Annotated in this window: 15 protein-coding genes; 3 read left to right on the top strand and 12 right to left on the bottom strand. The window is 58.9% G+C overall.

Features of this window, described 5'->3' with window-relative positions; translation table 11 throughout:
- The first annotated feature begins 8 nt into the window (after positions 1-8).
- Together GTP45_RS12705 and GTP45_RS12700 are read left to right on the top strand one after the other, a co-directional pair.
- Positions 9-9938: a polymorphic toxin type 10 domain-containing protein gene (locus GTP45_RS12705; protein WP_161014267.1), complete on the top strand. Its 9930-nt coding sequence runs from the start codon at positions 9-11 to the stop codon at positions 9936-9938.
- Positions 9923-10225, top strand: coding sequence for an Imm27 family immunity protein (locus GTP45_RS12700; protein ID WP_161014266.1), 303 nt, complete (start codon positions 9923-9925; stop codon positions 10223-10225). The genes GTP45_RS12705 and GTP45_RS12700 overlap by 16 nt, the downstream gene beginning before the upstream one ends.
- A gap of 505 nt (positions 10226-10730) precedes the next feature.
- On the opposite strand, the gene GTP45_RS12695 is transcribed toward GTP45_RS12700, so the two are convergent.
- From GTP45_RS12695 to GTP45_RS12650, 10 genes are all read right to left on the bottom strand, one after another.
- A complete protein-coding gene (locus tag GTP45_RS12695; RefSeq protein ID WP_161014265.1) occupies positions 10731-10997 on the bottom strand; it encodes a hypothetical protein in 267 nt (88 codons plus the stop codon).
- A 715-nt stretch (positions 10998-11712) separates the two neighbouring features.
- Positions 11713-13242 carry a cryptochrome/photolyase family protein gene (locus GTP45_RS12690; RefSeq protein ID WP_161014264.1) on the bottom strand — a complete coding sequence of 510 codons (1530 nt, stop codon included), beginning with the start codon at positions 13240-13242 and terminating at the stop codon, positions 11713-11715.
- A complete protein-coding gene (locus tag GTP45_RS12685) occupies positions 13239-13658 on the bottom strand; it encodes a nuclear transport factor 2 family protein (RefSeq protein WP_161014263.1) in 420 nt (139 codons plus the stop codon). Before GTP45_RS12685 ends, GTP45_RS12690 begins: the two co-directional genes overlap by 4 nt.
- Complete coding sequence (locus tag GTP45_RS12680) at positions 13655-14431, bottom strand: SDR family NAD(P)-dependent oxidoreductase (RefSeq protein WP_161014262.1); 777 nt, start codon at positions 14429-14431, stop codon at positions 13655-13657. The genes GTP45_RS12685 and GTP45_RS12680 overlap by 4 nt, the downstream gene beginning before the upstream one ends.
- Positions 14419-14952 (bottom strand): DUF3833 domain-containing protein, encoded by a 534-nt coding sequence (locus GTP45_RS12675; RefSeq protein ID WP_161014261.1) that lies wholly within the window; start codon positions 14950-14952, stop codon positions 14419-14421. The genes GTP45_RS12680 and GTP45_RS12675 overlap by 13 nt, the downstream gene beginning before the upstream one ends.
- Complete coding sequence (locus tag GTP45_RS12670; RefSeq protein ID WP_161014260.1) at positions 14949-16163, bottom strand: MFS transporter; 1215 nt, start codon at positions 16161-16163, stop codon at positions 14949-14951. Before GTP45_RS12670 ends, GTP45_RS12675 begins: the two co-directional genes overlap by 4 nt.
- A complete protein-coding gene (locus GTP45_RS12665; protein ID WP_161014259.1) occupies positions 16160-16729 on the bottom strand; it encodes a chalcone isomerase family protein in 570 nt (189 codons plus the stop codon). The genes GTP45_RS12670 and GTP45_RS12665 overlap by 4 nt, the downstream gene beginning before the upstream one ends.
- Positions 16698-17903, bottom strand: a complete 1206-nt coding sequence (locus GTP45_RS12660; RefSeq protein ID WP_161014258.1) for an SAM-dependent methyltransferase — start codon at positions 17901-17903, stop codon at positions 16698-16700. The genes GTP45_RS12665 and GTP45_RS12660 overlap by 32 nt, the downstream gene beginning before the upstream one ends.
- Positions 17900-18667, bottom strand: a complete 768-nt coding sequence (locus GTP45_RS12655) for a DUF1365 domain-containing protein (RefSeq protein ID WP_161014864.1) — start codon at positions 18665-18667, stop codon at positions 17900-17902. Before GTP45_RS12655 ends, GTP45_RS12660 begins: the two co-directional genes overlap by 4 nt.
- Positions 18664-19944, bottom strand: a complete 1281-nt coding sequence (locus GTP45_RS12650) for an NAD(P)/FAD-dependent oxidoreductase (RefSeq protein WP_161014257.1) — start codon at positions 19942-19944, stop codon at positions 18664-18666. Before GTP45_RS12650 ends, GTP45_RS12655 begins: the two co-directional genes overlap by 4 nt.
- Positions 19945-20041: 97 nt before the next feature.
- Here GTP45_RS12650 and GTP45_RS12645 point away from each other — a divergent pair, with 97 nt between their 5' ends.
- Entirely contained in the window at positions 20042-20647 is a 606-nt protein-coding gene (locus GTP45_RS12645; RefSeq protein WP_161014256.1) for a TetR/AcrR family transcriptional regulator, read from the top strand.
- On the opposite strand, the gene GTP45_RS12640 is transcribed toward GTP45_RS12645, so the two are convergent.
- Together GTP45_RS12640 and GTP45_RS12635 are read right to left on the bottom strand one after the other, a co-directional pair.
- Positions 20631-21059, bottom strand: a complete 429-nt coding sequence (locus tag GTP45_RS12640) for a copper chaperone PCu(A)C (protein ID WP_161014255.1) — start codon at positions 21057-21059, stop codon at positions 20631-20633. The two genes, GTP45_RS12645 and GTP45_RS12640, sit on opposite strands and share 17 nt — an antisense overlap.
- Positions 21056-21667, bottom strand: a complete 612-nt coding sequence (locus GTP45_RS12635; RefSeq protein ID WP_161014254.1) for an SCO family protein — start codon at positions 21665-21667, stop codon at positions 21056-21058. The genes GTP45_RS12640 and GTP45_RS12635 overlap by 4 nt, the downstream gene beginning before the upstream one ends.
- Between the last annotated feature and the right edge of the window lie 13 nt (positions 21668-21680).

The following is a 21680-nucleotide window of genomic DNA, read 5'->3' as shown; positions in this document are numbered from 1 at the left end:
ACTAATCTATGCACACCCACATCGCCCAAGCCTGCCGCTCGCTTTTGCTCGTTATTGTCAGGGGGCTCTTGGTCTTAATGATGTTCTGCGCCGCCCAGCCGGCGCTGGCGCAGAATGGCGCGCAGTTTGTTTCGCAGAGCGTCTCGTCTAGCATGGACATAGGTACCTCGTACTCGGTATCGGTAAGGATGAAAAATATCGGCACCACTACTTGGACGCCGGATACCTACGGCCTTGGTGCTCAGGCTCCGGCTAACAATTGGGATTGGGGAGTGGCCCGGGTACCTCTTTCGACGTCGGTTGCGCCTGGTGAAACGTACACCTTCAGGTTCAGTGTGAAGCGGGCAGCCCCTGCCGGTGTCTACAATTTCCAATGGCAAGTGGTACAGGAAAATGTTGAGTGGTTTGGCGATACCTCGCCCCTCGTTTCTGTCGTGGTGTCTCAACCTGGCAACCCGTTGCCGACGCTGACCGTCACGCGTAATCCTTCGCCGATGGTGCTTGGAAGAACGTATTCCATCACCTGGAATTCGACCAATGCCACGTCGGTATCCAATGCCTGCACCGTTGACCATCCAGGCCCGGGTTACTCTGGAAGCAGCACTTTCCCCCCCAGTGGCACCCTGACCAATCTAGAAACCTTTGCAGATGGTATCGACAACCCCTCTACCTGCGTCTGGACCGCAACCGGTCCCGGAGGAAGCGCGCAGGTCACGGAAAAGATGATAACCGTGTTGCCGCCGGCCCCGACGCTGACAGTGAAGCGTAATCCATCGCCCATGGAACTCGGGAAGACGTATTCCTTAACTTGGAGTTCGACCAACGCAACCTCGGTAAAGAATGACTGCAGAGTCGATCATCCAGGTCCAGGGTACTCTGGCACCAGCACCTTTGCTCCCAACGGCAGCCTCACCAACCTGGAAACCTATGCAGATAGTGTTGGTAATCCATCCACTTGCGTATGGACGGCATATGGGTTCGGTGGCACCGCAACAGTGACGGAGCGAATGGAGACCATCATCCCCCCGCCAACGCTGACCGTAACGAGGAATCCGTCGCCGATGGTGGTGGGGAAAACCTATTCCCTCAGCTGGGATTCGACCAATGCTACTTCGGTAAGCAACGACTGTACCGCTGATCATGCCGGTCCGGGGTACTCTGGCAGCAGCACCTTTGCTCCCAGTGGCAGTCTCACCAATCTTGAAACCTTTGCCGAGCGTGTCGGTAACCCTTCCACTTGCGTCTGGACCGCAGTCGGTCCCGGGGGGACGAAGAAGGTTACGGAAAAGATGGAGACGATTGTGAAGCCGCCGACGCTGACGGTCACTCGCACGCCGTCCCCTATGGCTGCGGGGCAGAACTACACGCTGACGTGGGCATCGACTGGCGCAACCTCGGTTACCAGCGTTTGCACGGCGAGCGGCACCGGCTTCAACGGGACCAACAGCTGGGATGCAAACGGCACCATGACGGCCACGGCAAATCCCGCATGGGCCAATTATCCGTCTACGTGCATCTGGACGGCGGAGGGGCCGACTGGCAAGACGACGGTTACTCAAACGATGACCACCAGCCCGCCCAAGGCTATCAGTGCGGAATGCTTGGCCGTGACTCCGGCCAGCGGAAGCTTTACGGCAGCGACAGGTGGAGGGCTGTGGGGCAACAATAGTGCAGGCTATTCGACCGATTCCAGTATCCCAACCGCGCTTATTCATTCTGGCCTGCTCAAGGCGGGGGAAAGCGCGTTCGTCAATGTACTGCCCCTTGACACGCTGAAAAAGCTGAACGGCACAACGGCGAACGGCGTTACTTCCTCTAGCTGGGATGAGCCATGGTGCGGCATGCGATTGTCGCTGGCGCCACAGCCAACCATTAGTGTGAAACGCACACCGGCAGTCATGGTGGTGGGACAACCGGCTACCGTGACGTGGAGTAGCTCCAACGCTGCGGGCTGGGCTCGCAGCTGCACGGCGAATGGCCCTGGCTACACGGGCTATAGCACTTTGCCGGCATCGGGCTCGGAGACGATTACTCCTAATGCTAGCTGGGTGGATAATCCATCGACTTGCACGTGGAGTACCACCGGCCCGGGCAACCCCGGTAGCTATGTCGAGACAGTGGCGACGGCTGCTGTAGGGGGGGGTGCATCCGATGCACGCTTCGTGTCGCAGGACGTCCCGACCATCATGAGTCCGGGGAAAACGTATCCCGTCACCATCCGCATGCTGAACACGGGGACTGCGACTTGGACCGCGGGTAACAACTATCGACTGGGAAATCTCGACGATAGCTTGACGTGGGGTGTAAATCGCGCGCTGCTGACCTCCTCGGTCGCGCCCGGCCAAATCGCCGAATTCAAGATGACGGTAACGGCGCCTTTTGTATCGGGCGTCGTGCCATTCCAATGGCAAATGCTGCAGGAGCAGGTTGGCCGGTTCGGCGCCGTTACCCCTGATGCCGCCGTTGTGGTTAGTGGCTTCAACGCGCCGGCAGCGACGTTATCGGTAAGCCCTAACAATGTGCGCGTTGCCGGCACCGCCAAGGCGACGCTGACCTTCAAGGGTTCTGCGACCGAAACCGGGCGGGTAATCAAAACGCTGGAAGTGTCCCAACGCCAGTACGGATCGAGCAGCGTGGTACAGCTGCCCCCGGTGAAAAACGGTACCGGTGCCAGCCTGAGTCTACCGGCCAACTATACGGTCGCCGTGCCGGCCGGCCTGTACACATTCCAGTTGCGTGGTATTGACGATGCAGGCAACGATGGCTTCTCACCCCCGGTGATTGTTAACGTGACCAATAGCAGCCTGCTGGGCTTGATCAGCGGCGTGCGCATTGACGCGGACAACAAGCCGCGGCTGATCGGCTGGATATGCCAGCCGAGTGTGAGTCAGGCGTTGAATTATCAGGTATTGCTCGACGCGCCAACGACGGATTTGGGCGGTATCTTGCTGACATCGGGCGTCGCCAACGTGGCGACCGAGCCCGACAATGCTGCAGTCCAGAGCCAATGTCAAACGCCGGGCAGCGCTCACCACTTCAATGTTGACCTGAGCGGATATACGGCGCGGTATCCCGGCCGCACCCTGTATGTAAAAGCGCCCGCCTACAGCGGCAGCGACAGTTTAGTCCTGCCTTGCGCGGACAATACCTGCACCATGCCGGGGGCCTTGCGAGTGGGGATCACGACGCCGACGCAGGGGCAGAGCTTTGTGCTGCCTAACCCCGCGTTCCTGCGGATGAAGGTGACAGGACTGGCAGGCTCGCTCGATGAAGTTGGCTTCTATGTCAATGGTAGCTGGATCGCTGCTACTGCTGAAGCCGACGCGCCAGGGGCCTATTCGGTGTCGAAAGCGCTGGCCGCCAGCGCGACGCCATACGTCGTCTACGCGAAAATCCGGCAAGGCAATACCACGCTGTTTAGTGCGCAGAGTCAGTTCAATGTGGTGTCAGCATCGGCGGCGATTATAACTAGTCCGTTACCGAACACCACCATCACTGTTGGTTCGCAACTTCTTCTCAAGGCCAATGCGCCAACTAACGCGCAAACCCTTAAGTTTTTCGCCAATTCGATTTTCATTGGCGACGCAGTTAAGTCCAACGACGAATGGACATACACATGGAAACCATTGGCCGCAAAGACTTACAGCATCAAAGCTGTCGCCTACGATGTCGCGGGTACCGTCATTAGTGAGTCTATCCCTGTGACAGTTGTAGTGACTTCCAGCACTTCGCAGCCTCTCGTTGGGATCAATATTCCGACGCCACATCTGGGCAACCCGAATGCGGGAAGCTTGCCCGGCACGATGACCGTCGGCCCGAATGGGGAGGCAGTCTATTCGATACCGATCGACGTTCCGCCTGGCACGGCCGATATCGAGCCTGACTTGACGCTGAATTATTCCAGCACGTCTCCCAATGGCGTACTGGGCATGGGCTGGAGCTTGTCGGGCCTGTCATATATTGAGCGATGCGCAAAGACGATCGCGCAAGACGGCGTGTATGGGCGCATCAGCTTGAATAATAGTGATCGGCTGTGTTTGGATGGCCAGCGCCTGATCCGCGTTGATGGCGATAATTCGGACGATAGTTACTGGAGCGTCGGTACGACTTACCGAACTGAAAGCGATATCTTTGCGCGCATTTCGCGCCAAGCGGATGGCGGCTTCAAGGTGGAGTGGCGAGATGGACGGATTTCTTATTTCGGTCTCGATGCCAATGCTGCGCTTCCATCACAAGGCGCTGTTAAATGGGGACTGTCGCGCACCGAAGATCGGAAGGGGAATTACCTGACGGTGTCCTATAACGCCTGTACTACGGGCGGAGAATGCCAACCGGCCGCCATTCGATATGGCGGGTATGCCAAGGGTACGACCCAGCGCATGCCGGACATCGCTGTCAGATTCGATTACGATGATTCTCGGCCCGATGTACAACTTGCATACATTGGCGGCGTGCGCGTAGATACAGCCAAGCGCATGAGCCACATTCGTACCTATATCGATACGGCTGCCGATGGCACTGGCGGTACACTGGTGCGTGACTACGGCATTCACTATATTCAGAGTGAAACCGGTGGCCGCAGCTTGATCGACTGGATCGAACTGAAAGCAGTCAATCCCGCAGATGGGACAATTGAAACGCTGCCGCGTACTGACTTTAAATGGGGGCTTGGCGGCGCACCAACTTTGAAAGCAACATCTGTCGCTCCGTTCGTCCTGCCATACTTCCCCGGACGTGACCCCTCGCGCTTGCAGGGTGACGTCGACGGATCCGGCCGCACTAGCTTCGTTGCGCTACAAGCGATTGCTTGCGGCCTGTCGAATGAGCCACCATGTGTCGATCCGACCATCCAGCCTCACCTAACGGGAGCGGTTAAAATCCGCGCGCCCAATGGTAACGAGAGTGAGACTACGTTGGATATTGACGCCATGGGTATTAAGTCGACATTTGCCTACGGTGCAAATAGCGCGTACATGAGCGATCTGAATGGTGATGGTTTTGATGATATTGTTCTGGCTGACACCACCAACAAGAAGTGGGGCTACTGCATCAACAATGCTAAAGGAGCACCCGTCACGTTCAGTTGCCAGGCTGGCGGTGATGGCACTCCGGCGCCGGTTAATTTGCGTGGCGATCGTAAGGCGCACTTGATTGGTAAGATTAATCGAGACGGTATCGCGCGCGACTGCACGTATGTCAATGGCGCCATGAGCTGTAGCGACTTGAAATTCAATGGGATGCCGTCGTTGCTCACCAGCGAGCCGAGTCTGACCAGCTTCGACTTCCTCAATATCAACGAAATTTCGCTGAGCCGGCAGCCCAAATCCGACTTTTACTCGGTCTGGGGGACTCTGGTACCTGCGGCTAATCCAGCTGACCCATACGAGATTCGCTCCCCCGATCAGCGCTTAGACCGGATTAACGGTGTGACGATTTGCTTTAATCAAATCGATGGTATGGCCTGTAATACTCCAGTCCAATCGAAAAGCGTCGGGAAAACGCTGCTGACTGTTGACTCGGCAGATCAGACCGGTGACTTCAACGGTGATGGGCTGACAGATTTTATTTACAGCATACGCAATGCTGGTGCAAATAATGGCCGTTACATCTGCCTCAGCAAAGAGAATGGTGTCGATTGCAAGCCGGATACGAGTCTGAACAGCTTCGCGCCGTTTTATGACACTACTTCAGCGGACGCTACCAGTGGCGCCAAGATCGCGGACCTGCTAGGAGATGGCGTAACCCGTCTGCTGTTTAACACAGCCCGGACCTCTATAGAGGGACCGTTCACTCCTAAGACCTATCTCTGTGCTTACGGTGTCGCTGGATTTAGTTGCGATCTCATTGCCCGCACAATTGAGTCGGTGCCGGAGAGCCAGACTGTGTTTATCGACGACAGTGGTGTGCCTGCGCTACTGATCAAAACCGGTTCCGACATAAATGGCAAGCCCGCATGGGTTCCAATGACGCTCGTGGCGCCTGCGGCGATGGATCGTATCGTCTGGGTAAAGAACGGCATCGGTCACGAGACTGAGGTTGACTATGCTCGTGGAGACGATCCTGCTGTCTATGTGCGTAAGCCCATTGTTAATGGACAAGTCCTGGCGCCGACTTATCCTGCCGCATTTGTCGCCCCCGGCGTAATGGTGAAGCAATTACGTGAAACCAGTGGCGGAGCTGGCAAGCTGGTAAAAAATTACCAGTATGGCGGTGCGTTGGAGGATGTGACCGGTCGCGGCTCGTTGGGCATGGCGGTGGTCAAAGAGAGCGATCCTGATACCAAGATCGAGAACACAGTTTATTACAGTCAGGCTTACCCGACGGTTGGCCTGCCGCTGCGGCAGTTAGTCCAATCGGTACGGGGGCGCACAATTGACCTGAGCGATACGTCGACCGACTACACAATTGTCGCAACGGTACCGATGGCGCCGCAGGTGCAGTGGGTTCTCGCTACCTCGATAACGAGCGTACAGAAAGACCTGTCGGGTGCAGACATGGGGACGGAAGTAGTTAAGATTGACGACTACGATACCTATGGCAATGTACTGCAGAAGACCGCAACAAGCAGCGCTGCCGGCGGCACCTTTGTATCGACGGTGGTGACACCGGTGATCCCTGATACGACCAATTGGCTCGTTGGCTTGCCTTCATCATTAACGGAAACCAGAGCTGGGCCGGTAGGCGATCCAATCCAACGTAAGATTGACTTTACCTATAAAGACGGCCTGCTCGACACCGAGATTGTAGAAAATAACACGCCTCTGCGTGTGAAGACGACGCATGGACGTACCGCTTTCGGTCTGGAAGAAGCCCTTACACAAGAATGGACAGACCCTAAAGGCGTAGCGCAGAGCCGTGAAGTCGTGCGACGTATTTTCGATACCGCTAAAGGCCGTTTTGCAGAGAAAATTAGCAATGCACTGGGCCATACGGACAGCTTGCTTTATAACGCGCAAACTGGCCTGCCGAAAAGCCGGACTGACGCAAACCAGCAGAAGACAGAATACACGTACGATGCCTTCGGCCGTATTAAGAAGGCTAAGTTTGCCAATGCAAATGAAACGCTCAGTTACTACAAGCAGTGTGTTAATGACAGCGCTTGTCCGGCTGGTGCAACAACCGTGGGGGTACGCGAGTATTCACGCGGTACAGATCACATTGCTGTGCCCGAGGCGCGCTACCTGAACGCCGCCGGCAAACCCGTAAGCATTAGCACGTGGGGTTCACAGGGGCGCCAGATCGTCGTGGATTACGGCTACGACAATCTGGGACGTCTTGATAAGGTTTATCGTCCTCGTTTTGTGAATGACATCGCTTACATAGCCGCCAGCTATGAGTACGATGATTTAGGACGTGTGACTGGCGTAACCCGCTGGGACGAAAACAATACGCCGCAAAAATCAATCGTGAAATTTGATGGCTTATTGACGACTTATCAGAACCCAGAGTTGTTCGAGACTGTTGAAACACGGGACGTGCAGGGACATCTAATTGAAGTGAAGGATGCCGCGGGCAAATTTACCAAGATGGGGTATGACGCCTTTGGTAATCTCAAGACGACAGAAGATCCGAACGGCAACATCGTAACTGTTAAATATGACAATCTGGGCCGCAAGACTGATCTAAGCGATCCTGATTTGGGTTGGATCCACTATGACGTGGATGCAGTCGGCCGCGTTTACCAGCAAACCAGTCCAGAGGATCGTCTAGCTCAAGGTCTCACCACTTTTGAGTACGACAAGCTCGACCGCATGACGCGTAGGCTGGAGCGCGATCTGGACAGCCGCTGGGTATTCGATACAGAGTTGCCATCGACAGCCCCGGCGAAGGGTAAGCTCGTTAGTGCAAGTACTTGGAAGAAGTCGCCGGCAGTGGCGGACTACGAACGCACCTATGAATATGACGCGTTCGGCAATCCGAAGGAGATACGCCGTACTAGTGCCAATGGTATTCACGTCAGCACCTATAAATATGACGCTTGGGGGCGCCTGAGCAGTGAAAGTGCAGCACCGAGCATAGGCAAGAGTAAGACCTTTGTCCGCCGGTACGACGACATGGGGCAGTTGGCCGGGCTGGAGCGTGATGGTGTGATCCTGTGGAGTATTGCAGACGCGGATGCGGCTGGCCGCCCGATGCTCACGCAATTGGGCAATGGATTGACAGAGAAACGCGAGTTCAATCCTTACTCCGGCCGGCTGACCAAGATCAACGTGCTCAAAGGAGCTTCGCCGTTATTACAGCAAAACTACGCATATAACCCTAGAGGCTTGCTATCGCATCGCGATGCCTTCTGGCCAGGCGCCAGCTTCATGGAGGACTTCACGTATGACGGTTTGAACCGTCTTGCAACGAGTACGGTGGGCAGCGTCAGGCTTCAGTATGGCTATGACGAAGCCGGCAATTTGAAGCACAAGGACGATCTCAGCACGACTGAGGACTACACCTATTTCTCGCAGAAATTAGGGGAGGGCTCTCTGCCGCACGCGGTTAAGAGGTTGCCTGGGTCATCCGCCGATTTTGCATACGATAAGAATGGCAACCTGAGAAATGGCGCGGGCCGACAGCTCACTTGGAAGAGCTTTAACATGCCAGCGACCATCACCAAGGGCAGCTTCACCAGCACCTTTACTTATGGTGCCGAGCACCAGCGGGTACGACAGGACCGTGCTGGTGGCGCTAATCCGATATCGACCGAGTATCTGGGTATGCAGCAGCTGGAGTCGGTCAGTAATAAGGTGACTGCCACCCGCAGCTACTGGCCGATCGGCAATGGCGTTGACGTCGATGTCGAGGCGGGCGCAGCCAATACTCGCTGGATGCACGTGGATGCGCAGGGCAGCGTGATGGCGATATCAGACGAGAATGGTGACATAAAAGAATCTACAGCTTACGACCCATGGGGCAAGCGCCGCGAGCTCGGCGGCGTCCCAGCCGGACGCGGCAGTGCTACGCCAGATGTGATCGACGGGGTACTGGACAGCACCGGCTATACCGGCGAGGAAATGCTCGATCAGTTGGATCTGGTGCACCTTAACGGTCGCGTCTACGATCCGGGAATTGGCCGCTTCATCAGCGCCGACCCGTTTGTGACCGATTGGAGTAATGGGCAGAGTCTGAATCGGTATAGCTATGTACTCAACTCGCCGTTAAACTACACCGATCCGAGCGGTTATGAAGAGCAGAGCGTCCCGTCGGTGGTGGTCACCGGCTCCCTCAATGGTGCCTTAGGTTCATCTGGTGGCAGCATTGGTGCTGGTTCGAGTAGCTCAATTGCGGGTTCGAAGCAAGGTCCGGCTGCTACGGTAACGGTGCGTGGAAAGAGCCAGTCGGCAAACAGCGGATTCAAGGACCATTCGCGCAGATCACTAGGCGACCCGTTGCAGGGCATCGTGCAGGAATTCCATGATTACGGCACGAATGGGAACGGTGAGCAGATTCTAGGAACGAGCGCTAGGCGCGTTGAGATGACTGACCATGCTTCCGGTCAAGTTGGAACCATGATTGGAATTGCAGCGAGTGGTTTGCCAGTTGATAGAGCTGTTGTTGGCATATATCGAGGGTATCAATTTGTCAATGCGGCACGTGCGGCCAAGTCTGTTGCGAATCCTATTTCGAATACATTTGCGCGGGTTGTACCTCGTGGCCTTAAACCGACGACACTGGCAAAGCCTGGCGATCTGGATGTCTTTGTCACGAACGCCAGTGAGTTAAGGGGTTTATCAAACGCGCAAATTGCTGAGAAATTAACCATTCCTGAGCTTCCCGGCGGGTTTAAAGTGATTGAATTCCCAAGCGCAGGCATTGAAGGTATCGCTTCGCCCGTATTTAGAACAAACCCTGGGTTTATACAAGGTGGTCGGACTGCTGGAGGTGCGGCAGAGTTCGTGATCCCCAATGGTCCGATCCCATCAGGAGCAATAGAATGGATTCCACATTGATGAGTATTCAACTCTTCGAAACCAAGATTGAAAGTGCTTGGATAATCGAAAACGGTAAGCTTGTTGCTGATGTTAACGGGCGCCGTATTAATAACTTGATAAAGAGCGAGTTAGACGAGGTGGCTCGTTCAAGTGATGGATGGTCGGTACTTTATCTGGACAAAAAGGATGGGCGTTATTGGGAGCTCAGTTACCCCGACAGCGGCCTGCATGGTGGCGGTGCACCATGTTTAGTTTTTATATCCCCCGATAAAGTTTCGGAGAAATATAAAATCTCGCACACATGACGGCCCCCACTTGCTGGCCGACTGTTCCGGCAAGCCGTCGATCTTAGCTATGCGCCAGGCTGGCGGTTTGCCTTCAGGCAAAGCAGAGTGCTTAACGTGCATTTCGTTGACGATATGTGGGAAGGGCTTGCGGGAGCCCCCGCGCCCCGTGGCATAGGTCACACATGACGCACGCTGACACGAGCCCTTAAAAGCTCCCGTATGCTGTTGAATTTGCGGGATAAATCGTGTCAGACACTTTACTGCTCGTGAGCAGCCGCCGACACGGCGGCCGTTCTGCATTTCCAGCAAAATCAAAGCATTAGGCTGTCAGCCATTGTCTGCCGGCGATACGTGGTGAAGCCGTGCCATGAAGGCTGCAAACTCGCCGCAATCTTCCCTCAGATTCACCACATCAACCACCTCACTACGCTGGGCAGGATGCCAGATGTATCCCACATCTGGATTTTCAGGCGATGTCGCTGCGCGCCATTCTCACCGACTCAGGGCTGCGCCCCGAGACCCATCACCGGCGACCAGCCAGGTGAACAAATCGATTACATGACGGTGCCGCCTGGTGAACACGGCGAGTACAAATCGGGAACATGCAGATAACAGAAAGGGTACATGCCGAGTACAAAATGGGGACACGGGCGCGGCCCGCGTGCATCCGTTTTGCATCCGCCATGTAGATAAAACGTTGAGAAAATGTTGTATCGGCGTTGAGTTTATGTAGATTTTTTGTTGAGTCCTTCACCAGCGGCAGCGCTGCGGCCGTGAGCATCAGCCCCATTCGGGTTCCTAGTGGAACATAAAGGGGCGCTTGCGCTGGCGTGCATATTCGGGCTGGAACCCCCGCCGTTGCTGGGTTTGACGTGCAAGACAGAATGACCGACTTTCAGCGATGTGCAAGCGGATACGATTGCACAACCCCATCGGGCTTCTTAGTGGAACATAAAGAGGTGCATACGCTGACGTGCAAAATCAGCCTGTAACCCGCATGGCTGCTGGGTTTGGGCTGTATTACGCCAGGTGCGTTTTTGAGGGGTATGTCATATACCACAGGGCGGAATCGGCCGCAAAGCCGCGCCAGTGCTGGCTTTGCGTTGTCATACACGGGAATTTGACGTTGATCGCGGCCAGGCCGGCGGCTGTGCCGACCTTGGTATTACCAAGTTTTTGGCGACTGGACGATGTGTACTTTACCGAAAAGAAGCACTTCTCTCATAAAACGTCTGATATGAACCAGAGTGCATAATTCGCGTGAGGTGTTGGATACATGCCGAAGACTCCTGGAGACCTTCGGCGAACAGTGGCGGTGGTCAGAACAGAGCACGGGGGCAGATACCGGCATTCGGACACGACCTCGGCTGTAGCGACTGATCAGCTTAGTCGGTCGCTACTCGATACGACCTGACGCGCTGGAGTCAAATTGGTTATCCAATAGATTGAGGGCGATTGCATGTGACCTTGCTGCCTGATTGGTGCTGCTGGCTGGTGGGCCATCGCTATGCTGCGTTGAGGTTGGAGCGCAGATGTGCTGCGCGTTCGCGGATGGCGGCCAGGTCTTCCTCGCTGATGCGTTGCAGCTGCTTGTACATCATCGCCATGCGGTGATTGTTCTCTAATCGGCCGCGGTTACGGTCCAGGAAATCCCAATACAAGGCGTTGTACGGACATGCGCGCTCGCCCACGCGCTGCTTTTTGTCGTAGTGGCAGCCCTTGCAGTAATCGCTCATGCGGTCGATGTAGGCCGCGCTGGAAATGTAGGGCTTGGTCGCCAGCAGGCCGCCGTCGGCGTATTGGCTCATGCCCAGCGTGTTGGGCAGCTCGACCCATTCGAAGGCGTCGATGTAGATGCCGAGATACCACTGGTGCAGTTCTTTCGGCGAGACCCCCGCCAGCAAGGCAAAATTCCCGATCACCATCAGCCGGTTGATGTGATGGCTGTGCGCGTGTTCCAGCGATTGGCCGATGGCGCTGGACAAACAGCGCATGCGCGTTTCGCCGTTCCAGAACCACCATGGCAGCGGCGTATTGTGCCCGAACACATTCAGCTCCACATAACCCGGCATGCGGTGCCAGTACACGCCGCGCACGTATTCGCGCCAGCCGAGGATTTGGCGGATGTAGCCTTCGGCCGCCGCGATAGGCGCGAGGCCGTCGCGCCATGCTTGTTCAACGCGTGCGATTACGGTGTGCGGCGACAGCATCTTCACGTTCATCGCAAACGATAGCAGCGAATGGAATAGTCGCCACTCTTTGTAACTCATCGCGTCCTGGAAGCGGCCGAAATGCGGCAGGGCGTGCTGGATGAAGGCTTCCAGCTGCACCAGCGCTTCTTCGCGGTTCAGCGGCCAGCGGAAGTTATCGGCTTGCGGCTGGCCGAAGCTGCGCGCACCGGAGGCCTCGATGGTGGCCCACAGCGCGCTGTGGTCGTGGCGCGGCCTGGCATCGTTTGGCTCCCATGGCATGCCGGGCCACGACTCTCGGTTGTCTTGATCGAAGTTCCAGCGGCCGCCGGCTGGCGCGCCGGTCTCGCTCACCATTACGCGATGACGCAAGCGCATGTGGCGGTAGAAGTGTTCCATCACCCAGTTGCTGCGCTGGCCGAAGAAGGTGGCTGCTTCATTGCGCGCGCTGTAGAAATGCTCGGTGTCGGCCATTTCGGTGGCGATCGTCAGGCTGGCCGCGTATTCTTGTAACTGCTGATCGAGCCGCCATTCGTCTGGCGCTTGCCATTGCAAGGCGCGGGCTTGATAGTGGGAGATCAGCTGATTGAGATTGCCGGAAACGGATTGCACGTTGTCGGCATCGTCGATGGCGAAGTAGTGCACCTTGTGGCCGCCCGCGTGCAGGCGCGCGGCAAAATCGCGCATGGCGGCAAAGATGGCGATGATCTTCTGTGCGTGATGCAGCACGTAGTCGGTCTCCTGCCGTACTTCCATCATCACGTAGATCACATCGTCGCGCACTTGCTTGTACCAGCTGTGCTGGCAGTTCAGCTGGTCGCCAAGGATGAGACGCAGTGTGGTCATGGCACGGCGGCGAAGCGGCGGCGCAGCCAGCGGATTGGCGCGCCGACGACCGGCAGCTTTTGCAGCAGTTCTTCCGCCGCGTCCCAATAGTCGCGGTGCAGCGTGACCAGGCCTTCGCTGTTGAAGCGGAAGTGCGAAGCGCCGGCTATCTCGTACACTTGGCCGCGCAGCGTGCAGACAAAGGTCCACGTGGCAAACGCCTGATCGCCTTGCAGGATGCGATCACCGATGATGAAGTGCGGGTTCTCGGTATGCGTGAACATGTGGCGCATGATGGTTTCGATGGCGGCCACGCCGCGCACGTTGTTGAATGGATCGCGGAAGTGGGCGTCGGCTGCGTAAAGCTGGCCGGCGCGACTGATGGTCAGCGGCGTCATTGTGGCGTACCAGTCGAGCAGGGCGTCTAGTTGGGTCATGGATGTACCAGTCGTGAAATCAGCGGGAAACGCAGGCGGTATGGCAGCCAGCGGAGCAGTTTTAACGCCAGCGTGAAACGGCGTGGGAAGTGGATCTCGAAACGTCCCGACGCCAAACCGCGCCGGATCGCGCGCGCAGCGGCTTGCGGTGTTTGCAGGGCCGGCATGGCGAAGTCGTTCTTGGCGGTCAGCGGCGTTTGCACGAAGCCGGGATTAATCAGGTAGACACTCAAGCCGCGCGGACGCAGGTCCACGTACAGCAGTTCGGCCAGATTAATCAGTGCAGCCTTGGTGGGGCCGTACACGCTGGCATTCGGCAGGCCGAAGTAGCCGGCCACACTGGCGACGATGGCAATGCCGCCGCTGCCGCGTTCCAGCATGGCCGGCAGCACGGTGGACAGGCCGGTGTAGACGCTGCCGAGATTCGTTTGCAAGGTGCGTGCCGCGCCGTCTGGGTCGACTTCCCAGCTGCGTTCGGGATGATAGGCGGCTGCGCAGAAGACGATCAAATCAATTGCGCCGAATGCCTCGCAGATTTGCGCGTGACGGTCACGCCATGCTTGCGTATCAAGGATGTCGAACGGCGCCACCAGCGCTTGCGGGTGAGCGCTGGCCACTGCCTGCAAGCGCTCGGCGCGGCGGGCCGACAGCGCTACGCGCGCTCCAGCCTGCAAGGCTTCCTGTGCTAGCGCCGCGCCGATGCCGCTCGATGCGCCGATGACCCACACCCGCAGTCCGGCCCAATCGCGCAATGGATGATTTAAGGGACGCATGCACGCCTCCTGAACGTCAATGTGACTTGGCCTAATTCAAAGCCGAACTTGCGCATGCTGGCGCGGTTCATCATGGTGCAGCGGTCGATCAGGAAGATCCAGTCGTCAAACTGCATTTCGTAGGTGGTGCCATCGACCGGCAGCAGCAGGGTGTATTGCCAGCGTAGGGCGTTGCCGGCGACTTCGCCTTGCGCTTCTCCTTTGACGTCGGCCGCAGTGCCGCGCCACAGGCCATCACCGTTGCGCGCCAAATGCCATACGCGCTGCTGCGTGGTGCCGTCGTCGTAGCGGAAGCGTTCATCCAGCGTGAGTTTGTTCTGTTCACGCGTGCCGGTGATCTCGACGTGGAAGCGCTTGACCACTTCGCCGTTACGGCGCTGGAACATGCCCCATGCGTCGGTGGTGCCGGTGAAGTACTCGGCCAGATCCAATGCCGGTGTGACGTTCTTATAGTGCTGCACATCGGTGCCAGCACAACCGGCCAGCAGGAAGGGCAGCAGTGCAAGGTGTCGAAGCTTCATGTTGGACTCCTTAATGTCGCAATGGCCAGCAGTTTGAGTAGGCAGGGTAGGACGGCGTAGGCCAATAGCAGGTGCGTGCCGCCGCCTGCGCCGGGCTGGTAGCCGAGCCATGCGAGTAGCGGCAGCGACAGGCCGGCCAGCGCCAAGGCCAGCTTGCCGAGTAGGGTGAATAAGCCGAAGCCTGTGCCGGGGCCGAGGCGTTCGCCCAGCGCTGCGGCCAGCAGCACTGGCGGCAGCGCTAGGTCGGCGCCTAGTGCCGCTCCGGCGGCGATGCATACGGCGGCATAGGGCAGCAGGTCGCCGGTGCCGAGTAGCGCCGCGCCGCAGAAGCCCAGCACAGATAACAGCATGCCGAGTCGCCAGCATTTCAGCGGCCCCAGTTTGCGGGCCAGCGCCGTCCACACGGGTAGACCGCAAGCCGCAGCGCCGAAATAGCAGGCAAGGAAAATGCCGGCGAGGTGAGGTGCGCCCAGTTGGTCGTCAATATAGAACAGCGCCAAGGTGGCCGGAATGGCGACTGCCAGCGCGTTGATAAAGTACGGCGCCAGCAACAAGCGCAGCGCGCGGTTGCCGGCCACCTCGCGCACAGTGTCGCGCCAGGAGTTGACCTCATTGCCGCCGCTGCCGCTATCGCCGCTCGTCGCTGGTGACGGCGCATGGCGTAGCAGGGCGAACATCGCGATCAAGAGCAGCAGTGCGTAGCCGATGCTGTACGCGCCTAAGCGAGGGCGAACTTGCGCTGCATCGGCGGCCAGGATGGCAGCCGGGATAAGACTGGCTGCCAGCATGCCGGCCAGGCCCATGCCTTCACGCCACGCGACCGGGCCAAGTGCGGACGGCAGGCGCGCGCCCCAAGACAGGTAGGCGATGTTGACCAGGCTGTGCGCGCCATAGGCCAGCACCAGCATCAATGCCAGCCAAGCGCCCGGCGCCACCGCCGGCGGCGGCAGCCATAGTGCGGCAAACGCCAGCGCCAGGGCCGCCGCGCCAAGCGCCATCCAGCGGCGGCGCTGTGCTTGCGCGCGGTCGAGCAGGTAGCCTAGCAGCGGGTCTTGCAGCATGTCGATCAGGCGCGCGGCAAACAGCACGCCGCCCAGCGGCGCGAGTGCGACGCCGAGATGCGTGGCGTAATAGGCCGGTAGTTGCACGAACAGCGGCAGCGCCGCCATTGCCAGCGGCGCGCCTAGCAGGCCGTAAGCGGCGTTGCTCATGGCTGGCCGCCGATCAGGCGTTGACGCAGCTTCTGATCGCGGCTGTCGGGGTTGAGCCAGATGTCGAAGAAGGCGCGGGCCAGCGCTTCATCCTCAACGTCTGCTAGCAGACGTTGACGGTCGTACAGCTGCATGCCTTTGCCGGGCAGGTAGACACCGGTGAGTTCATCGCCATCGCGCACATCGACGAAGGCCGTGTTGAGTAGCGCTTCCCAGCGCTTTAGCGTGGCGGCGGGAATCGGCGCGGCGCTCAGGCGGCGGATTTCATCGATGCTGGTGCTAACCAATCGCTCGCGGCTGATGCTGCGGTAGTAGCTCAGTTGTAGCGCGAACGGTTGCGACGCATCGAACGGCCGGCTGGCCGACCACAAGGTGGCGCGGTAGATGCGCAGGCCAAACCACGTCATATCGCCGCCGCCCAGTGCTTGCGCTTGCGGCAATTGCGCGCGCCAATCGGCGGCGGCCCATGCTGCGCAAGGCACGCCGGCCATTACGGCGGCGAGCAGCGTCGCAGCACGCAGGCAGCTGCGGCGCTTACTGCTTATGCAGAAGGAACTGGACGACATCGGTACGGCCCTCGTCAAATGCGGCTTCGCAGTAAGCGAAATACAGATCCCAGATGCGCATGAAGTGGTCATCGAAACCTTGTGCAATCACTTGCGCGCGCGTGGCGTGGTAGGCGCTGCGCCAGCGTCGCAAGGTTTCTGCGTAATCGCGGCCGAATGCGTAATGCTCATCGCAATGCAGGCCAGCGCGCGCTGCGCTGCGTTCAAAGCGCTCCACACTAGGCAGCATCCCACCGGGGAATATGTACTGCTGAATGAAGTCCGTGCTGCTGCGATAACGCGGGAAGTAGCGCTCGCCGATGGTAATCGACTGCACCAGCGCCTTGCCGCCTGGTTTGAGGCGTGCTTGCACGGTGTCGAAATACTGCGGCCAATAACGCTCGCCGACTGCCTCGAACATCTCGATGGAGACCACGGCGTCGTACTGGCCGTCGATGTCGCGGTAGTCGCGCAATTCCAGTTGTGCGAGATCGCCCAGGCCCGCAGCCGCGATGCGCTGCTGCGCCACCTGCAATTGCGATGGCGAGATAGTCAAGCCATGCACATGGATGCCTAGCCGGGCCGCATGCTCGGCAAATCCGCCCCAGCCGCAGCCGATTTCCAAAACGCGGTCGCCGGCGCGCAAGCCCAGCGTGTTGATCACGCGCTGGTACTTGCGGCTCTGCGCCAGCTCCAGCGGCTGGCTATAGTCGCCGTCGAAGATGGCGGCCGAATACGTCCAGCTGCGATCCAGCCACAAACGATAAAAGTCGTTGCCGATATCGTAGTGGCTATGAATATTACGGCGGCTGCCGTTGCGCGTGTTGGGACGCAGCCAATGGCGCAGGCGATACCAGCAGCGCGCCAGCACGCCGCCAAACACCGCCGGTTCCAGCGCCGCCTCATTGCGTATGGCGAGCCGCAGCAGTGCCACCAGGTCAGGGCTATCGATCCAGCCCGCGCCCCACGCTTCGGCCATGCCGATGTCGCCGGAGCGCAGGATGCTGCTGCAAGCGCGCCAGTCGTGCAGTTCCAGCGTGGCGCTGGGGCCGACGTGGGCGTCGCCGAACACCATGCGCGTGTGATCGGGCGTGATCAATTCCAGGTGGCCATGGCTGATGCGGTTCAGCAGATTTAAAAACAGCCTTGCAGCGGCGGGCGCGGTCTGCGTGGCGGTCGACAGCGTATGGTTCATCGGAGCGGCTCCTCGTGGACGGTGGTGTGATTGGCGGAACGCGGCGGCTTGCGGAAGAAGGGCACACCCTTGATCCAAAGGCGCAAGGCCTGCCAGTGAATGCGGAACACGATGCCCAGGCCTAGCAGCGGATAGCGCAGCAGGGCAGCGGCCAACGCGCGGTCGCGCATAGGCTCGGCGCGGCCTGATAGTGTGGTGCGTATCAGCAGGCCGTCTTCATCGTGGTAATCGAGGGCGGTACGCGGTTGCGCGCCGGCCGTATGGAAGCGGAAGCGGTAGCTGCCGGTCAGATTGCAAAACGGCGACACATGCATATGCTTGATGCAGGTGGCGGTGCCATCGTCGGCCACTTGCAGCAGGTAGCGATGCGTTTCACCGAAGGTGTTGTTGACCTCCGCCAGCACAGCGCATAGGCGGCCGGCAACATCATGGCAGTGCCAGAAGCTTACAGGGTTAAAGGCGTAGCCGAAAACACGTGGGAAGGTTTGCAGCCAGATTTCGCCATCGGCAGCGATGCCGTGAGTGGCGAGCAAAGTGCGCATCCAATGTTCGAGACTGGTACCGTCGCGCGGGCCATAGTCACGCGTGCGCAGCGACAGCGGGCGGCGGCGGTCAACGCCAAACCAGCGCGATTGGCATTCGCCGAGCCGCGCTAAATTCAGGCGCACGTAGAACACCGGGTAGACAAAGCGGTTCAGCACCGGTCGCAAACGCGCGTGCATCACGCGAGCGTGGATTAGCTGGGCTGGCGATGGCTGGTTCATGGCAGCGTTGCCCATGCAGGTGCTGCGCCCAAGGCGGTGGCGATGCGCAAGGCCGACTTCAAGCCATCCTCATGGAAGCCGTAGCCAGTCCAGGCGCCGGCGTACCAGATACCGCCGCCGCCCTGAATCTGCGACAGCGCGCGCTGGGCGTCGATGGCTGCTTGATCCATGATGGGATGATCGTATTCAAAGCGCGCCAGCACGGACTTGGCTTCCGGCGGTTTCGGCGGATTGAGCGTGACCACCACCGGCTGCTCAAACGGCAGGCTTTGCAGTTGGTTCAGCCAATAGCTGACGCATACCGGCTGACTGCCGTCGCTCTGGCGCGACGACAGGTAATTCCATGCCGACCATACCTTGCGCCGCTGCGGCAGTAGGCGCGCATCGGTGTGCAGCCAGGCGGTGTTGGGCTGGTAGCGCACCGCGCCGAGGATGGCGCGCTCGCTGTCGCTGGCATCGTCCATCATGGACAGCGTGGCCGGAGCGTGCGTGGCAAGGATCACTGCATCGAACGCTTCTTCTTGCGCGCCGGCGGCGACAATGACGTGGCCGTTTTCACGGCGCACGCTGCCGACCGGCGTATTGAGGCGGCAGTCCGGCAGCGTGGCGGCGATGGCTTGCACGTAGTTGCGCGAGCCGCCGCGCACGGTGCGCCACTGCGGCCGGTTGTTCACCTGCAGCAGCGCGTGGTTCAGGCAGAAACGCAGGAAGGTCGCGGCCGGGAACTGCAAGATATCCTGCGGCGAACTAGACCAGATGGCCGCCGCCATTGGCAGCAGATAGGCGTCGCGGAACATATCGCCGTAGCGGTTGCGCGCCAGCAGTTGGCCCAGTGTGGCGCCATCCGCTTCGCATTCGGCGAGAAAATCCTCGGCGCGGCCGTTGAAATGCAGGATGTCGCGCAGCATGCCGAGGAAGGCCGGGGAAGCCAGCCGGCGGCGCTGGGCGAATACCGTGTCGAGGTTGGTGCCGGCCCATTCCAGCGCGCCATCGTTCATCGACACGCCAAACGACATATCGCTGGCAATGCTTTCGACGCCCAGTTCAGCGAACAGGGCGATCAGGTTAGGGTAGGTCTTTTCGTTGTAGACGAGGAAGCCGGTATCGACCGCGCAGCGCTGGCTTTCCAGTTCGATGTCCACGGTGTTGGCGTGGCCGCCGAGGTAGCTGCCAGCCTCGAACAGCACCACATCGTGGTGGTGATTCAGGAAGTAAGCCGAGGCCAGGCCGGAAATTCCGGCGCCCACCACGGCAATGCGCTTGCGTGCAGTTTTCATAGGTTTTTAGGCGTTAAGCCGCCTGCTTTTATACCGACGTGATAATATTACTACTAACAAATCAGAAACGCTACTGATTAGTAGCGAAAATTTACCGATGAGTATTCTTTCAAAATTCAGCTTCAAAGATCAGGCATTCAAGCTGCGTGAAAACGCTATCCTCGACGCGGCCACGGCCGTGCTGGGCAGCAAGGGCTACGACTTGATGACGATGGACGACGTGTCCGGGGCGGTGGGCATTTCCAAGCCCAGCCTGTACAAGCACTTCAAGTCGAAGGAAGAGTTGGTGGGCGAGGCCATGATCCGGCTGCTGGATGGCGCGATTGAGCAGGTGGCGGGACTGGATCCGGCGCTCGGCCCGCAGGAGAAGCTGTCGGCCTTGCTGGAGTGGGCGCTGCGGGTGCGACTGGATGGCGGCTTGCCGTTCCTGCCGTCCACTAGTCCGCATGTGCGGGATATGTTGATGCGCAACGTGAAGTACATGCTGCGCGTGGTGAAGCTGAACCGCCAGCTGGAGGGCTTGGTCAAGCAGGCGCAGAAGGACGGACAGTTGAACAAGGCTTTGCCTTCCGACGCCATCCTGTTCAGCTACTACGCCCGCACCTGCGATCCTGCCGTGGAGTACTTGAAAAAATTCAGCAAGATGGCGGACGACGATATCGTCCAGCACATGCTGACCATTACATTTAGTGGGCTGCGTTGAGCGGCTTGACTGGCGCGTCGATCACCACTTTGCTGCGCACTTTCTGCGCATCTTCAATTTCCAGCGTCAGCGGCACTTTGTCGCCGTCTTTCAGCGGCTGCTTCAGATCCAGCAGCATCAGGTGATAACCGCCCGGCGCCAGCTTGACTGGCTTGCCGGCCGGCAGATCCAGCGATGGAATCTGGCGCATGCGCATCATGTCGTTATCCATTTTCATCTCGTGCACTTCGACCACGCCGGCCGCCGGCGAGCTCACGCCCACCAGCTTGGTGTTTTGCGTCGAGGTCAGCGTCATGAAAGCGCCGGTGGCTTTTTGTGCGGCCACGGTGGCGCGCACCCATGGTTCGCCCACGGTCACCTGGGCCAGTGCAGGCAGGGCCGCCATCAGCAGCAGGGAGAGCAGTTTTTTCATTGGAATAGTCCTTTCAGAAAGCCGGTTTCTTTTTTCGGCGTCATCAGCTTGCGCAGATCGTCGGCGCATTGCTGGGCGGTTTGTTCGTGCTTCATGGCGAGACGAATCTTGCCGTTGGCGTCGAACACGTAGGTGAGGGCGGTGTGGTCCATGGTGTAGGAGCTGCCGCTCGGCACCTTGCGGTAGAAAATCTTGAAGTCCTTGGCGGCCTTGGCGGTTTGCTCAAGGTTGCCGCGCACGGCGACAAAGGTCGGGTCGAAAGCGCGCGTGTACTCGGCCAGCAGCGGCGCGGTGTCGCGCTCGGGATCGACGGTAACGAACACCACTTGCAGCTTGTCGCCGTCGGCGCCGAGCAGGCGCTTGACTTCGACGGCACGCGCTAGCGCCGTCGGGCACACGTCCGGGCATTGGGTGAAGCCGAAGAACAGCATCACATACTTGCCTTTGAAGTCGCGCAGCGAAGCCGGCTTGCCGTCGCCGTAGAACAGCTGATAGTCCGGGCCGATGCTGGCGCCGGTGATGTCGATGGCGTTGAAGCCGGCGGCATGCGCGGTGCGCGTGACCAGCGGCAGGGCGGCCAGAGCGGAAATGAATAAGCGGCGTTGCATAAAATTCCAGTCA

It is taken from the genome of Duganella rivi, assembly GCF_009857435.1.
Taxonomy (GTDB): Bacteria; Pseudomonadota; Gammaproteobacteria; order Burkholderiales; family Burkholderiaceae_D; genus Rugamonas; species Rugamonas rivi.
This window is presented reverse-complemented; position numbering and strand designations above follow the sequence as displayed.

Coding starts and splice junctions, on each gene's coding strand:
- GTP45_RS12705 (WP_161014267.1), top strand. CDS start 9: ATGCACACCCACATCGCCCAAGCCTGCCGCTCGCTTTTGCTCGTTATT.
- GTP45_RS12700 (WP_161014266.1), top strand. CDS start 9,923: ATGGATTCCACATTGATGAGTATTCAACTCTTCGAAACCAAGATTGAA.
- GTP45_RS12695 (WP_161014265.1), bottom strand. CDS start 10,997: ATGGGGCTGATGCTCACGGCCGCAGCGCTGCCGCTGGTGAAGGACTCA.
- GTP45_RS12690 (WP_161014264.1), bottom strand. CDS start 13,242: ATGACCACACTGCGTCTCATCCTTGGCGACCAGCTGAACTGCCAGCAC.
- GTP45_RS12685 (WP_161014263.1), bottom strand. CDS start 13,658: ATGACCCAACTAGACGCCCTGCTCGACTGGTACGCCACAATGACGCCG.
- GTP45_RS12680 (WP_161014262.1), bottom strand. CDS start 14,431: ATGCGTCCCTTAAATCATCCATTGCGCGATTGGGCCGGACTGCGGGTG.
- GTP45_RS12675 (WP_161014261.1), bottom strand. CDS start 14,952: ATGAAGCTTCGACACCTTGCACTGCTGCCCTTCCTGCTGGCCGGTTGT.
- GTP45_RS12670 (WP_161014260.1), bottom strand. CDS start 16,163: ATGAGCAACGCCGCTTACGGCCTGCTAGGCGCGCCGCTGGCAATGGCG.
- GTP45_RS12665 (WP_161014259.1), bottom strand. CDS start 16,729: ATGTCGTCCAGTTCCTTCTGCATAAGCAGTAAGCGCCGCAGCTGCCTG.
- GTP45_RS12660 (WP_161014258.1), bottom strand. CDS start 17,903: ATGAACCATACGCTGTCGACCGCCACGCAGACCGCGCCCGCCGCTGCA.
- GTP45_RS12655 (WP_161014864.1), bottom strand. CDS start 18,667: ATGAACCAGCCATCGCCAGCCCAGCTAATCCACGCTCGCGTGATGCAC.
- GTP45_RS12650 (WP_161014257.1), bottom strand. CDS start 19,944: ATGAAAACTGCACGCAAGCGCATTGCCGTGGTGGGCGCCGGAATTTCC.
- GTP45_RS12645 (WP_161014256.1), top strand. CDS start 20,042: ATGAGTATTCTTTCAAAATTCAGCTTCAAAGATCAGGCATTCAAGCTG.
- GTP45_RS12640 (WP_161014255.1), bottom strand. CDS start 21,059: ATGAAAAAACTGCTCTCCCTGCTGCTGATGGCGGCCCTGCCTGCACTG.
- GTP45_RS12635 (WP_161014254.1), bottom strand. CDS start 21,667: ATGCAACGCCGCTTATTCATTTCCGCTCTGGCCGCCCTGCCGCTGGTC.